We start from the raw sequence: 14746 nt of genomic DNA on the forward strand, positions 1-14746 counted from the left end.
AGCCAGTTTTCGGGCAATTTTTGTCATAAACGTAGTCAGTAACTCGCATTGGAGTTACTTGGCTGAGCTCGTCACGGGCTAAGATAGTGAAAATTATTTTTCTAGCTCAGTTTGAGGAGTGACCGACGTGCTAGCTGACATCATTGATGTGCTTGCTGACCCCATCGATGGCACTGATTTGAAGTTTGGTGATGCCGAACGAATGACTCTGAAGTCCGAATCCGGACATAGCTATGATGTCGCCCGCCAGGGTTACGTTACGCTCGCCGGTGGGGCTGGTCTGCGCTACACCGGCGATGACGCCAAGATGATTACCGCCCGCGAGGAGTTCCTCTCTGGTGGCCACTATGCTCCATTCGTTGAGGCAGTTACAGGCAACGTCCAGGACGTGCTTGACGACGCCAACGTGTCCGAGGCCGCCAGCCCAGTCATCTGCGAAGTCGGTGCGGGCACTGGTTATTACCTCGCACACACGCTGGACAGCATTCCCAATTCCCGGGGCGTGGGCATCGACGTCTCAGTGCCGGCCGCCAAGCACCTGGCCAAGAGTCACCCGCGGCTCGGTGCGGTTGTGGCCGATGCGTGGGCGCGTCTGCCGCTGCGTGATGGCTCCATCGATGCGCTTACAGTCGTCTTCGCACCTCGCAACGCGGAGGAGTTCGCTCGCGTGCTCAAGCCGGGCGGCCAGGTCGTGGTTCTGACTGCCACTACTGGTCACCTGGGCGAGCTTCGTGAGCCGCTGGGCATCATCGATGTCGAGCGCGGCAAGGTCGAGCGCATGATTTCCCAGGCAGAGGGGCACCTCGTGCCTGTTGGTGACCCGGAGCTGGTGGAGTTCGGTATGAACCTCAACCAGAGTGCAATTGCCGCTCAGATCGGTATGAGCCCGTCGGCACGCCATATCCACCCAGAGGTGCTGCAGGAACGTATTGCAGCGCTACCTGCAGAGATGCACGTCACCGCCCGTGCCTATGTCACCCGTCTGGGGCGCCCGGGCGACTAGCGCCTACTCCTTGACCTCGGTTTTGTGAATCTGTTCATCCAGGTCATCCGGATCCAGATCAGCATCCGAGAATTCCGCCGTTAGCGGAAGGCGAAGTTGCAGGTCGGTGCCCGGGCACAACTCGATAGTGCCCGAGCGCAGCTTAAAGTCCAGCACATGCCCGCCGCCGGTGCCGCCTTCCGCAAGGAAGTGCACGTGACAGCCGGGCACCGAAATTCCCTTCTCGTACACCGGCGTGCGGAAGCCCGCAATCGTGCCCCGCAGGTTCTCGAAATCAACCGACGCGTCTTCTTCCGTCGCATCAACCATCTTCTGGTACGGCTTTTCCTGCTTTACGACGGTTCGAGTCTTCACCCACTCAAATTCGCCGGTAATCCGCAGTGCGTACATAAAGTTTTGGCTCGGCACCAGGGAATCGATGATGGGACTAATTTCCTTGCGCGTTAGGTTTTCCGGCGCATCCATCACCGTGTGGGGAACGAAGTTGGTCACCACCGTGTAGGGACTGCGCTGATCCATGGTGGCCCGGGTCGCGGAGCCGTCGTGACGCACCTGCCAGCAAACACCGTCGAGGATTACCATTTCGCCATCGAGACCGTCGAAGGTGCCGATGCCGAAGTTTCCATGACCAAGGATTTCGCCAATGGTCATCTCGCCGTCGTAGATGCCATCGAGCAGTGCGGACATCAGTGAGTTTTGGAAAATTGTGTGTCGGACCGTTGGAAAATTCTCGTGAGTGGTCATGGAAGCCATTATATTCGCGGTGCTTGTGGCTCAGTTTGTTCGGCGTTTTCGGTCCGATGGTGTGGGAGGACCCTGCGGCACGAAAAACGCCCTGCGGAAGAATCCACAGGGCGTTGTTTGGTGAATCGAGCGGTTGGTTCTACTTCGGCTGGATGGTGACTGACACGTGGTCAGAAGTCGAGACGATATGAACCGTCTGGCCATCGGCAGCGACAGTGGCGTGGCCACCCTCGACATTCACTGTGAACCCATTCGGGAAGTTGATTGAGGGCACAACGAGCTCGCTGGTGGAACCAGGTGCGAAAGATCCGGTGCCATCGACGCGGCTATTGTTCCAGCTGGCCTGGTAGACACGGGTGTCGTGGTTCCAATCGGTAGCTTGCGGGGTGCCTGCGACCGCTCGCAGGTGTGGAGCGGCGAGGATGGTCATCTTATCGCGGTTGAAGGCATCGGCACCTACAGGTCCTGGATCCTTCGGGTCGAAGACCATGCCCTGTTCCTTCTGGTTCTGCGTCGTCGGGTCGTCGCATCCGCAGTAGGACCAGTACTGCCAGCCGACCATGTGGCGCCGAGCAAGCGAAATTACGCCATTGAGGGTATCGGCATCGTCGGTCGCACCGAACTCGGAAAGCAGTGTGGCCGAGCCGTTACCGGATGAGACGATTTCCGCATTGTCGAAGACGCGACCATCGAAAAAGTCACAGCCCGTGTAGGTGTTGAACAGGGCATTCGTGGTGCAGTAGACATGCCAGCTGAGGGCCGTACCAGCGGTTTCAGGAATTTCCGGGGCTGCCGGATTCGTGTTCAATCCGGTGTTCCACATGGAGTAGGGCTCGTAGTGGACAATAGCGTCCGGGTCCTTGTCGACAATCTGATTGGCAGCCTTCTGGTGCAGTTCATCGAGCTTTTCCTTAGCCGGACCACAGTCGCCGAGAGCCAAATAGCACAGTGGGTATGCCGAGCCTGGCCACGGTTCATTAATGATGTCGTAGCCCATCAGTCCCGGCATGTCGCCAAGACGTTTGGCGACATGGCACCACATGGCTGCGTAACGCTCCTGCAACCCAACGCCGCCCGGCCCTTCGCGGTTATTCAGGAAATTGTCGTATGCCCTAATGAGGCCGATATTGAGGGCCTGGTTAGCGGGGAAGCCAACCTTCAAGAGGCTGGGAACGCCGTCGTCAATGACAGCCCAATCCGGGGCAAATTCGCCTTCGAACTTCTCGTTGTACATGTCCTGGTGGGCATCGACCAAGACCGCGATTCCACGCTCAGTGAGCATGGAGATAGTGCGGGCAATGGAATCCAGGTATTTGTCGTTGTACTCGCCGGGCTTTGGCTCTACTGCTTTCCAGATAATGCCGACTCGCATGGAGTCGAAGCCCTGCTGCACGAGCCAGTCAGCATCGTCCTCGTTAAAGCCTCCGGCCTCTGGGGTGTAAGGATCGTGCTTGTAGACGATGTTTGACCCCTGAGTGAGGAAAGCTCGGCCGTCACCGTCGGTAAACCAGCGACCGGACTGTCCAAGAGGACCACGCTCGGTGATGGTAGCGGTACTAGGGGATGGTGCTACTTCTGAAGCGAGCGCCTGATGCGGTACTGCACCCGCTAGCGCTATGGCAATGGCGGCACCAACTGCTGCCACCTTCTTAGTGAATCTCATACTCAGTATGCTATTGACCAGTAATGATAAATTCAGCCAAAACTCAAATTAGGTTTAGAAAAAGTGGGCAAAGGCATAAGTAAATGTCCTGAACGGGGTTAGTAAAAAGCTAAGAAAGGCCCATCGCTTCCTCTTCGGAAGCGATGGGCCTTATGAGGAGACTTCGTCCACCGCGCAGCCGTGGCGTCTCGCAGACAGCCAGCTACATCAAAGACTTATAGACCTCGACGGTCTGCTGAGCGATGTTCTCCCAGCTAAACACATCTTCAGCGCGCTTCTTGCCCGCCTGGCCAACCTTGGCAGCGCGGTCACGGTCGGCAACCATGTTGTTGACAGCGGCAGCGATGCCTCGTTCGAAGCCCTCCGGATCGGACTCGTCGTAGTGAACCAAAGTGCCGGTTTCACCATCGACGACAACCTCCGGAATGCCGCCGACATCAGAGGCGACAACGGCGGTGCCACAGGCCATAGCCTCGAGGTTAACGATGCCCAGCGGCTCGTAGATGGACGGGCAGACGAACGAATCCGCGGCCGTCAGGATCTCCTGGATCTTCTCCTTCGGCAGCATGTCCTGCACCCAGAAAATGCCATCGCGCTTCTCCTGGAGGTCATGGACGAGCTGCTCAGTCTCCTTCGCGATTTCCGGGGTGTCCGGAGCTCCGGCGCACAGAACGAGCTGCACACCGTCGTCGAATAGCGATGCGGCCTTGACCAAGTGAGCGACACCCTTCTGACGGGTGATGCGGCCGACGAACGCAACCATTGGGCGAGACGGGTCAACGCCAAGCTCCTCCAGGACGGACCAGCCGTTCTGTTCCTTGGACTCTTCCCACGTCGGGCGCGGGTGCCACAGCTCGGTGTCGATACCGTTCAGGACAACGTGAACCTTGTCGGGGGAAATACGCGGGTAGGCGTCCAGGATGGCGTCCTTCATGCGCGCGGAAACAGCAATGACAGCGTCTGCGTACTCCATAGCATTGCGCTCGGACCAGCTGGAAACGTCGTAACCGCCGCCGAGCTGCTCGCGCTTCCACGGGCGGTGCGGCTCCAGTGAGTGCGCGGTTGCCACATGCGGAATGCCCTTGAGCAGACCAGTGAGGTGACCGCCCAGGCCTGAGTACCAGGTGTGAGAGTGGACGACATCAATGTCGGTTGCCGCGGCGGCATTTGCCATGCGCAACCCCGTGGACAGCGTCTTAATCGAGGCGTTGGCATCCTTCAACTCCGGGTCAACGCCGTGGACATATACATCCGCCTCATCGCGAGGAGCACCCATGCAGTGCACATCGACGTCAACGCCGTCGAGGCCGCGCATGAAACGAGTCAGTTCAGTTACGTGAACACCTGCTCCGCCGTAAATCTCCGGAGGGTATTCCTTGGTCATCATGGCAACACGCATAGTTCCAGCGTAACCAGATTTGACAATTTCCGTTGCTTGATATGACTGGGTGTGGGTAGCGGGGAGGGGAGACTGGCAGCGAGGAACGTAAATCGCATATAGGTTGGTTGGTGTGAGGAGTCAACCACATGTTTTGTCCATTGTCCTTGCCGGTGGCGAAGGCAAGCGTCTCTTCCCGCTGACGGAAGACCGCGCTAAGCCCGCCGTGCCTTTCGGCGGTAGCTATCGGCTTATCGACTTCGTGCTGTCGAACCTGGTCAACGCAGGTTTCTTGAAGATCTGTGTGCTGACCCAGTACAAGTCCCACTCGCTCGACCGTCACATTTCGCAGGCGTGGCAGTTGTCCGGCATCACCGGCCAGTACGTCACCCCGGTGCCGGCTCAGCAGCGTCTGGGTAAGCGCTGGTTCACCGGTTCGGCGGACGCGATCCTGCAGTCGCTGAACTTGGTTTATGACGAGGATCCGGAGTACGTCATCGTCTTCGGTGCCGACCACGTCTATCGCATGGATCCGCAGCAGATGCTGGAGGCCCACATCGAGTCTGGCGCTGGCGTGACCGTCGCTGGTATCCGCGTCCCGCGTTCTGAGGCTAGCGCATTCGGTGTCATCGATGCCGATGATAACAACCGAATCACCGAGTTCCTGGAGAAGCCGGCAGATCCGCCCGGCACCCCGGATGACCCGAACTCGACGTTCGCGTCGATGGGTAACTACATCTTCACTACCTCCGCGCTTATCGACGCTATTAAGCGTGACTCGGAAGATGAAAACTCCGACCATGACATGGGCGGAAACATCATTCCGATGCTGGTAGAGGAGGGCGAAGCTTTCGTCTGGGACTTCAAGGACAGCTACGTTCCGGGTGAGACCGAACGTGACAAGGGCTACTGGCGTGATGTCGGTACCATCGATGCCTTCTACGAGGCCAACATGGACCTGATTTCCGTCCACCCGGTGTTTAACCTCTACAACAAGAAGTGGCCAATCCACACCTTCTCGGAGGAGAACCTGCCTCCGGCCAAGTTCGTCCAGGGCGGTATTGCTCAGGCTTCGATGGTCGGTGCTGGTTCGATTGTCTCCGGTGGTACGGTCCGCAACTCGGTGATTAGTACCAACGTTGTGGTCGAGGATGGCGCGACGGTGGAGGGCTCGGTTCTCTTCCCAGGCGTTCGCGTCGGCCGCGGAGCAGTGGTTCGCCACGCGATTTTGGACAAGAACGTTGTAGTTTCCGACGGCGCCATTATCGGTGTCGATCCGGAGAAGGACGCAGAGCGCTTCAAGGTCAGCGCTGGTGGCGTTGTGGCCGTTGGTAAGAACCAGGTTATCTAGGCTGGTTGAGTCCGAGCGGCTGCAAAAGGGCACGTACCGTGGGGTACGTGCCCTTTTTCTTCTAACCCTTTTTGCTACCTAGTTGCTACCTAGCCCCAAAACCGGCAGCCCCAAAAATTATGGGCTGCACGTGTGGCTACGGGCTTCGCCTGTGAATACGGGCATGGGCTGCAAATGTGAAACTGTGTGAGTTTATGACACTTTCAAGCCATTTTTCGGGCCATTTTTGTCATAAACGCAGTCAGTAACTCGCATTGGCCCGCCGCCGCGAGCCATAAACGCAGTCAGTAAGTCGCAGTGGCCCACCGCCGCCAGCCGGCCGGCCAACAGTAGAAAACTACTTCTTCACCAGCACAGTGGTGCCGGCTGCTAGGGGGAGGCGCATCACGTAAGCGTCGTCAAGCTGGAGCATGTATTCGTCGGCTTCGCGGGCAGCGACGGTGTCACGGTCAGTGCGTGACGAGTCAGCAACAGTGCCGTCGAGGAGCGCGCCGGTCAGGACGAGCGCGCCGCCGGAGCGAAGCAGCGGCCAGGCCTTTTCCTGGGCGGCGCGGAGGATCGCCGGGGCGACGTCCAAGTAGACCAAGTCGTAGGAGTCGGCGGCCAAACGATCCATGACCTCCAGTGGCTGCGAGGGCAGGAAGCGCTGTCGGTTGGGGCGGATGCCTGCGGCTCGGAAAGCGGACTTTGCCAGAGACTGGTGCTCGAGCTCCGGGTCGATGCAGGTGAGAACGCCGTCATCGCCGAGACCGGCGGCCAGGTGCAAACCGACTACGCCTGCCGCAGGCGATGCGATGACAGCGGCGGGGTGACCGTCGCGGCGGGCACTGGTCAGAGCCATGAGCGAGGTCAAAGCGGCGCCGGTCATCGTATCGGGGACGGCAACTCCGTATTCGCGAGCGCTCTCTCGGGCGCTTTCAAGGGCCTCGGAGACTACGGTCGTGTTGTTGACGTGCTGTGCAATAGCGTCACGTGCGGATAGCGGGGTAGCAGAAGAACTCGTTTCGGACACGCTTTATAGCGTAGGAAAAAACTTCGGGCAGGGCAGCGGGGCGCGCCGGTCAGTGCCGGACTAGGTGGGTAAACAAGCCTCAAGTTTGTCTGGACTCTCAAACTATTTTCAGGGTAAGGTCACTACAAACCTAAGGTTGGTAAGGAACACTGAACCTCATGCCCGAACGAGTCAAGTCCGAACGAGTCAGCGCAGGCGCCAGCCGCGAGGACGCCGCGTCCGCTGACGTAACTGAGCAACTGTCCGGCACCGCGGCTTTTGACGCAGGTGTGGGGGAGATGCCGTCGTGGTCGGAACTTGTCCAGGCCCACGCGGATAGTGTTTACGGGCTCGCATATCGGTTGACTGGTAACCAGCAGGACGCGGAAGACCTGACGCAGGAGACATTCATGCGTGTGTTCCGCTCGCTGAAGTCATACCGTCCCGGCACTTTTGAAGGCTGGCTGCATCGGATTACCACTAACCTGTTTTTGGATATGGTCCGGCATCGGCAGGTCATCCGGATGGAGGCGTTGCCGGAGAACTACGACCGTGTCCCGGGCACGCTGAAGACCCCGGAGCAGGCCGTCGATGACGCGATGCTCGACCCGGATTTGGAAATCGCGCTGGCTGAGCTGCAGCCGGACTATCGCGCGGTGGTTGTCCTCTGTGATGTGGTGGGGCTGACCTACGAGGAAATTGCCAGCACCCTTGGGCTCAAGATGGGCACTGTGCGTTCGCGTATTCACCGGGCACGTTCCAGCTTGCGGGCGACGTTGGAGCGCCTGGAGAAGGAACGACAGGAGCTGCCGGAGTCGGTCACCGCAGGCTAGATTTCCCGCACTCAATCCGCGGGAGCGGCTATTGTGGGGCTAGTTAAATAGGTGCGATTTCTGGAGGTGCTGCAGTCTGTGATTCAGCAGGGCGATGACAAGCGTTTTTTGTCAACGGAGCATCTCGGCACCGAGGCAATTGCCGCTTTTGTTGACGGCGAGTTGTCGGTCGTAGCTGAGCGTCGTGCGCAGGCGCACCTGATGGCATGCCCGGAATGTCGCCGGGAGGTCGCGAAGCAGCGGCAGGCGGCCAAGCGTCTGCGTGATAGCGCGCCCTTGCACATTCCAGCTGAGCTGCGCGCTCGTATTGCTGATTTCGCAGGCAGTTGCGAGGACTCAGAGCCCCATCGGTCGGCGCGGCATCTCACGCACCGTCCGCCGGAGTCGCTGAGTGCCGCGTTGGAGCAGATCGTTCGCGGTTTTCGTAAAGGTGGTAGTCACTAGTGGGCAAACATCGCTCTTTCGATGATTCCGCGTTCGCCCCGGACTCCGATCGTGCCGCCGCAACTGGCGGGTTACAGCGTGCTCCAGGGCAGAAGCTTGACGACGACACCAGTGCCACCGCCCAAGAGTATTCGCCGTGGCAGGATTCGTCGTCACGCATGACGACGGGGCGTCCAGCCCGCAAACCCGAAGCGAAAAAGAAGCCTCGCCCGAAGACGGCTCCCCGCGTCAGCGCGCGGGAAGTGATTTTTGGCCGCGAGGTGCCGTGGCGTGTGATTGCGGCGTCGTCGGCCGTGGTGCTGCTCATTGGCGGTGTTGGTGGCTTTGTTGGCGGTTGGGCTGGCAAGACTTTCCGCTCGGACTACCAGCGTGTGGAGCTGCAGCAGATCGAGGGGCGGCCGGGCAACGGTGATTTGACTGAGATCGGCAAGGTGGCGGAGGCTCTTCGTCCCGCGGTGGTGTCGATTGCGGTCAGTGCCGGTGAGGTCTCGGGCGTGGGCTCGGGGTTTGTCATTGATGGTGACGGTCATATTTTGACCAATAACCACGTCGTTTCGGCGGTGGCGGATCGGCAGGATATGCAGGTCTCCGTAACGTTTTGGTCCGGCGGAAAGCTGAAAGAGGTGCCGGCCAAGATTATTGGCCGTGACCCGAAGACCGACCTCGCCGTAATTAAGGTCGAAGATGTTGCGGGGCTGACCGTGGCGCAGCTTGGTGATTCCAACGCGGTTGCGGTCGGTGACACAGTGATTGCGATGGGCTCGCCGCAGGGGCTGGGCGGCACGGTGACCTCGGGCATTGTCTCGGCGCTCAATCGCCCGGTGCGCCTGGCTGCTGAGGGGACCGACACGGACGGTTACGCCGATGCGATTCAGACCGATGCCTCCATCAACCCGGGTAACTCGGGTGGTCCGCTGGTGGATATTCGCGGTGCCATTATCGGTATTAATACGGTGATTTTCAGTAGTTCGGGTGGCTCGCAGGGGTTGGGCTTTGCGATTCCGATCAATTCAGCCGTTGCCATCGCTGAGCAGCTCATCGCCGGTGAGCAGCCGGTTCATCCGGGGATTGGCGTGACAGCGCGCACGGTTTCCAATGGCGCACTGACTGGTGCCGAGATTGCCAGCATCCTGCCGGGAGGCGTTGCCGACCGGGAAGGCCTGCAGGAAGGCGATGTGATTACGGCTGTGGGAGACCGCGCGGTATCGTCCGCAGATGAGCTCACGGTGGCGCTGTGGACTGTTGGCGCTGGTAATGAGGCGGTATTGAAGATCGTTCGCCACGGAGCCGAGCTGGAGGCGAAGATCACGCCGGAGTAGGGGGCGCTGGTTTCGGCCGGTTTCGGCTGGTTTCTGCGGATTTGGCAGATTTGGTGGATTTGGCCGCGCAATGCTGCATGCGAGGTGCACTGTAACTAAGGTGGTATAACGTGTTTTCTAATGTTGGCTGGGGCGAGATTCTTGTCCTCTTTATCCTCGGACTAATTCTCATCGGACCTGAGCGGTTGCCGAAGGTAATTGAGGACGTCCGCGCATTGCTTCTGGCTGCGCGCACCGCAATCAATGACGCACGCGATAACCTCTCGGACGAGTTCGGTGAAGACTTCGACGATCTTCGCAAGCCGCTGCAGGAGCTCAACGATCTCCGTCGTCTCAACCCGAAGACCGCCATCACCAGGACGCTTTTCGACGGAGATGACACCTACCTGGACATGCTCTCCGGTAAGCCCGCAGCGGGTGGTGGCGGAACTGGCTCAGCCGGAGCCGCAGGAGCCGCAGGAGCGGCTGGGGCTGCGGGTCAGCAGTACCAGCAGTCCAATACGAGCCAGCCAGTGCAGCCGGCTCCGACGCAGCAGCCAGCCCAGCAGCCAGCCCAGCAGCCGGGAACGTGGCAGGATCCAGTTGCCCAGGCCCGCCAACAGCAAGCGCAACAAACACCACAGCAGCCGCAACAACCGCAACAACCGCAACAACCTCAGCAGCCCCGTGGGGTGCAGGCCTGGGTCGACGACGACAACCTATAGCGGTCGCAAACCGTTCCCGACCGCAAGTTACTGACTAGGTTTATGACACTTTGAGCACAAATTTTGCCACGAAAGTGTCATAAACCTAGTCAGTAAGTGCACGCAGCCGCTTTGGTGGATGCACCACCGAAAACGCCCACAACACATACGCCCCAGACACCGCAGCCGCAAAAGCAGACGCCCCCTTCCCGGCACCGAAAATACCGGGGAGGGGGCGTCGCTGTGATCGTCGTAAAGCGAAGGCCTACTTCGGAGTCACGCCCAAGCCGAGCGACTTGCCTGCGAGCGACTCGCGACGAACAACCAGCTTGCCAGCGATAGCGTTCAGGGCCTCGCCCGCGCCCGAATCCGGCTTGGACAGGACAATCGGAGTGCCCTTGTCGCCGCCTTCGCGGAGCTCGGTGTCCAGCGGTACCTGGCCGAGCAGCTCGACCTTTCCGCCGGTGATCTGGGTAAGACGACGGGCAACGGTCTCGCCGCCGCCTGTGCCGAAGACCTCCATCTTGGAGCCGTCGGGCATTTCCATCCAGCTCATGTTCTCGATGACACCGGCGATGCGCTGGCGGGTCTGCAGCGAAATGGTGCCGGCGCGCTCTGCGACCTCGGCGGCGGCCATCTGCGGGGTAGTAACAATCAGCAGCTCAGCGTTCGGCACGAGCTGCGCCACGGAGATGGCGATGTCGCCGGTTCCCGGGGGCAGGTCGAATAGCAGGACGTCCAGGTCGCCCCAGAACACGTCCGCGAGGAACTGCTGGATAGCGCGGTGCAGCATTGGCCCACGCCAGACAACCGGTGCGTTGTCGTCGACGAAGTGTCCGATAGAGATCAGTGACACGCCGTGCGCCTGCGGAGGCATGATCATGTCGTCGACCTGGTGCGGCTTTTCCTCGGAGCCCATCATGTGCGGAATGGAGTGTCCGTAGACGTCGGCATCGAGGACACCGACAGACAGACCCTTCGCGGCCAGCGCGGCGGCGAGGTTCACGGTCACGGAGGACTTACCAACGCCACCCTTACCGGAGGCGACGGCGAACACGCGGGTGCGGGAGTCCGGCTGGGCGAATGGGATCACCGGCTCGGAGGCGGTGCCGCGGACGGCGTTGCGGAACTCGCGGCGCTGCTCGTCATTCATCACATCGGTGGTGACGGTGACGTTGCCAACGCCCTCGATACCGTTGAGCGCCTTTTCGGTGCGCTCGATGATGGTGTTTTTCATGGGGCAACCGGCAATGGTGAGGTAAATCTCCACGGCCACGTCGTTGTTGTCCGCCACCGAGATGGACTTGACCATGCCAATCTCGGTAATCGGGCGACGTACCTCAGGATCTTCGACCTGCGCCAGGGCGGTGCGAACTTCAGCTTCAGTAATCGTAGACATTATGTAGTGAATCTTATCGTGAGACCCCGTAAGACAAAGAACTACTGACAAAATCAGCAGTTTTCCGCTTTACGACGGGCATAGCGCCCAGCCCCTGCGGTAAGCGCGGTGGTGGCGAAATGTGTGGTGGGGCAGGCGGTGGAACAATTGGAAACTGTTAGGCGTTGTCTTCGGTAGAACGCCTTTTGGCAATAGTTTTAGCAACACTTTTAGCAACTGCGTCACCAATTACTGTGACAACAACTACTGCGACAACAACTGCAAGGGAACGGTGAGAGTACCGATGGCAAATGGGGAAGCGAACAGCGGTTGGGGGAGCGGCCGGGAACAGAGCATGAAGTCCCGGTTGCCTCAGCGTCAGGTGCCCGAAGGGTGGCCGGTGGGCAGTTTCACCAACTATTCTGACGCGCAGGCGGCTGTGGATTCGCTCAGTGACCGCGATGAGTTCCCGGTGTCAGATCTCACCATCGTCGGTGTTGACCTGATGCAGGTGGAGCGCGTGGTGGGCCGGTTGACCTGGCCGAAGGTTCTCGGCGGCGGCGCGCTGTACGGCCTGTGGATGGGCCTGTTCTTCGGCCTTATTCTGGGGCTTTTCCAGGAAGATTGGGTTAGCCCGTTGATTGTTGGCCTCGGGATGGGCGCCATCTTCGGCATCGTGCTGGCTGCAGTCCCATACGCTATGCAGAACGGCAAGCGGGATTTCTCCACCACCACGGAGATCGTTGCTCGTCGCTACGACGTCTTGTGCAACCCCCGCAATGCCGAACGCGCCCGTGACCTGCTTGCGCAGCGGGCGCTCGGTGGGAACCGTGGGTAGGTTGTTCGCTCGTTGGCGTGGGATTAATTTCTGTTAACAGGTACTTCAGCGTTATCGATGTAAACATCCCCCGTGGCGTCCATATCGAAGCGTGTTACAGGTGCTTCACAACCCATGGTTTCTTCCAGATTAAAGCAAGTGTAGTCACCTATTGTCACGGATTCCCCAGGCCGAAGTCGGCGCTCGGGGCGTATGCCGTTCAGTGGGCTCTCAAGTTGATATGCCATCGCAGTAAAGCCGCCGGGTGGACCACTAAAGACGAGGAAGTTGAGTGGTCCATCGCCGTCAGGTGCTGCGCCGTCAACGGCACTATATGGGCCACGTTGGCCAGAATTGGCCAGTGCATCGATGTAACAAAATATGCCGTTAGTGGCTGGGTTGATGAAGCAGCCAACTCCGCGATTTTCAATCTCGATGTAGTAATCCCCAAAGAGCTCTAATCCAACCTGTTTCTTAAATTCAGCAGGATCTACTGGTATCGTTCCGTCAGCATCGTTGGCGCCGTTTGAACGAGTTGCGCGGTCACCACCAACACCACCCCAGCCGGTTTCGGCCCACTGCTGGTAGTCGTTAAAGCGGTCTGCGCCGGTGGGGCGCTCGGATGCGTCGCCTTCGGCCTCGGCTAGGCCTAGCTCGCCGAGGAGTTTGCCGTCGGGACGCACTCCCATGTCTTTAGGGCTCGTTACTGGGGTGTCTTCTGTGACGGCATCGAGAATCGCCCGCTGCGTATCGATATCGTCCGACGAGATTGAGATGTCTATGTCATCGCCATCTTCAATATCGATGACGTTGATGTTGTTGATGGTGACGTCGGTTTCGTAGATGGTCACGACATTTCGCGGTTCGTAATCGTCCCAGTTGGTCTTACTAGCCTCTGGCGCGGTGTAGCCGTTCCATGCTTCAGCGAGGGGATTGCCACAGGAACAGCGGACGCGGGGCACGCCGTAAGCGTCGACCATGACTGCGGTGCCACGCTGCAGAACTGACTGGTAAGGAGTTGCTCGGCCGTTGTCGTAGCCGTGGTTGGTGACCCACGTGTCCTGGCGCAGGACAACTGGGGTCAGGGACTTAACGTACCTCGGCACATCAGACGCATTGATGCCGATTCCCTCGGCGAATGCAGCGTTGAGGTCAGCGTTGTCGTTGAGGTTCGCAACGAGTGCATCTGCATCGCAGACGCTGAGCTGGCCGGAGCCTCCGTAGATATTGGGGTCGTTTCCGGCGACAGCACCTTGAGAAGACGCGTTAACTAAGCTCGAGTTGTTTGGCGCTGCGACCGCTTTTTCGTTGACCGTGGAATCCATAAAAGGACTCGGTCCAGGGTCTTCGGAAGAAATGTAAGACATCGCCGCAAGACTCTTGCCTCGACCGGTAAGGAAAAAGACAGTGGTGCCGCCGGCGATGACCAAAACGACAACAGCGATAAGTGCTAACACTTTTCCGCTCAGGCCGGATTTCTTCTTGCCGCGCTCTGTGACCGACGGCGCCTGTTCGGAATATTGGTCAGAATACTGGTCAGACGACTGCGGAAGTATCTGGCGGTCCGGATTGAACTCTCCCCACTGCGTCCATTCCGTTTGGGCTCGCTCGGGAGCGAACTGCAAGGTTTCGGGATCGGGAGCGTGCGTGCTCCACGCTAACTCCGGCGCGTCATCCTGTGGTGCCGACGGTTCGGGTGCTGGCTGCTCCGAGGAAGCAACAGGTTCCTGCGATTCTGACGGGACCGGCGATTCCGATGCTGGCTGCTCCGAAGGCTCAACTGGCGTTGGCTCCGACGCAACTGACTCCGGTTCCCGCTCAACCGACTCCGGCTCAGCAGCGTCCCGAGTTCCAGCCGAATCGAAGCTCGGACGCGACTCATCGTGGTCATCTGCGGGAAGTGCCCAGGAATCGGAACCATTTTCCTCGGGTGGTGGGAGCTCCCAGGGATCGTTACTCATTAAGGCGCCTTAAAATTAGTAAGAAATTTTTTAAACCTTAATTAAGTTTACTGACCTGTCCAGCGCGGTCGATCCCCAATGGGGAAAGCTCCCCACTTAGAGGAACCATCAGCGCAGAGCTAGCGAACTACCCAGCTAAACACGGGCAACAAGCTACCCAGCTAAACGCGGGGGATGAGTC

At 59.3% G+C, this 14746-nt stretch carries 13 protein-coding genes; 7 read left to right on the forward strand and 6 right to left on the reverse strand.

The window, feature by feature from the left end:
* The first annotated feature begins 127 nt into the window (after window positions 1–127).
* On the forward strand, window positions 128–1003 hold the full coding sequence (locus CRD18_RS02345; protein WP_038629489.1) for a methyltransferase domain-containing protein: 876 nt from the start codon (window positions 128–130) through the stop codon (window positions 1001–1003).
* Window positions 1004–1006: 3 nt separating this feature from the next.
* Here CRD18_RS02345 and budA read toward each other — a convergent pair whose 3' ends face one another.
* The 3 genes from budA to glgA form a co-directional block, all read right to left on the reverse strand.
* Complete coding sequence (gene budA, locus CRD18_RS02350) at window positions 1007–1756, reverse strand: acetolactate decarboxylase (RefSeq protein WP_038628349.1); 750 nt, start codon at window positions 1754–1756, stop codon at window positions 1007–1009.
* 130 nt (window positions 1757–1886) lie between these two features.
* The gene (locus tag CRD18_RS02355) at window positions 1887–3410 is read right to left on the reverse strand and encodes a cellulase family glycosylhydrolase (RefSeq protein ID WP_197977003.1); all 1524 of its coding nucleotides are present in this window, start codon (window positions 3408–3410) and stop codon (window positions 1887–1889) included.
* A gap of 202 nt (window positions 3411–3612) precedes the next feature.
* Window positions 3613–4809: a glycogen synthase gene (gene glgA / locus CRD18_RS02360; protein ID WP_049193596.1), complete on the reverse strand. Its 1197-nt coding sequence runs from the start codon at window positions 4807–4809 to the stop codon at window positions 3613–3615.
* 112 nt (window positions 4810–4921) lie between these two features.
* On the opposite strand from glgA, the gene glgC reads away from it, so the two are divergent.
* Window positions 4922–6139 (forward strand): glucose-1-phosphate adenylyltransferase, encoded by a 1218-nt coding sequence (gene glgC, locus CRD18_RS02365; protein WP_042388575.1) that lies wholly within the window; start codon window positions 4922–4924, stop codon window positions 6137–6139.
* A 337-nt stretch (window positions 6140–6476) separates the two neighbouring features.
* Here glgC and CRD18_RS02370 read toward each other — a convergent pair whose 3' ends face one another.
* Window positions 6477–7151, reverse strand: coding sequence for an O-methyltransferase (locus CRD18_RS02370; protein WP_049193703.1), 675 nt, complete (start codon window positions 7149–7151; stop codon window positions 6477–6479).
* A 158-nt stretch (window positions 7152–7309) separates the two neighbouring features.
* Between CRD18_RS02370 and sigE the strand changes: the two genes are divergently transcribed.
* From sigE to tatB, 4 genes are all read left to right on the forward strand, one after another.
* Complete coding sequence (sigE, locus tag CRD18_RS02375; protein ID WP_049193704.1) at window positions 7310–7963, forward strand: RNA polymerase sigma factor SigE; 654 nt, start codon at window positions 7310–7312, stop codon at window positions 7961–7963.
* 66 nt (window positions 7964–8029) lie between these two features.
* Window positions 8030–8407 carry an anti-sigma factor gene (locus tag CRD18_RS02380; protein WP_242458661.1) on the forward strand — a complete coding sequence of 126 codons (378 nt, stop codon included), beginning with the start codon at window positions 8030–8032 and terminating at the stop codon, window positions 8405–8407.
* The gene (locus CRD18_RS02385) at window positions 8407–9726 is read left to right on the forward strand and encodes a S1C family serine protease (RefSeq protein ID WP_187406484.1); all 1320 of its coding nucleotides are present in this window, start codon (window positions 8407–8409) and stop codon (window positions 9724–9726) included. The genes CRD18_RS02380 and CRD18_RS02385 overlap by 1 nt, the downstream gene beginning before the upstream one ends.
* 110 nt (window positions 9727–9836) lie before the next feature.
* Window positions 9837–10430, forward strand: a complete 594-nt coding sequence (gene tatB / locus CRD18_RS02390; RefSeq protein ID WP_187406485.1) for a Sec-independent protein translocase protein TatB — start codon at window positions 9837–9839, stop codon at window positions 10428–10430.
* Window positions 10431–10674: 244 nt separating this feature from the next.
* Here tatB and CRD18_RS02395 read toward each other — a convergent pair whose 3' ends face one another.
* Entirely contained in the window at window positions 10675–11808 is a 1134-nt protein-coding gene (locus tag CRD18_RS02395; RefSeq protein WP_070595812.1) for an Mrp/NBP35 family ATP-binding protein, read from the reverse strand.
* 334 nt (window positions 11809–12142) lie between these two features.
* Between CRD18_RS02395 and CRD18_RS02400 the strand changes: the two genes are divergently transcribed.
* Window positions 12143–12625, forward strand: a complete 483-nt coding sequence (locus CRD18_RS02400) for a general stress protein (protein ID WP_070595811.1) — start codon at window positions 12143–12145, stop codon at window positions 12623–12625.
* 23 nt (window positions 12626–12648) lie between these two features.
* Here the strand turns inward: CRD18_RS02400 and CRD18_RS02405 are convergent, their stop codons facing one another.
* Window positions 12649–14565, reverse strand: a complete 1917-nt coding sequence (locus tag CRD18_RS02405; protein ID WP_070595810.1) for a DUF6777 domain-containing protein — start codon at window positions 14563–14565, stop codon at window positions 12649–12651.
* Window positions 14566–14746: the final 181 nt, after the last annotated feature.

The organism is Corynebacterium sp. LK31, from assembly GCF_014335015.1.
GTDB lineage: Bacteria > Actinomycetota > Actinomycetes > Mycobacteriales > Mycobacteriaceae > Corynebacterium > Corynebacterium jeikeium_D.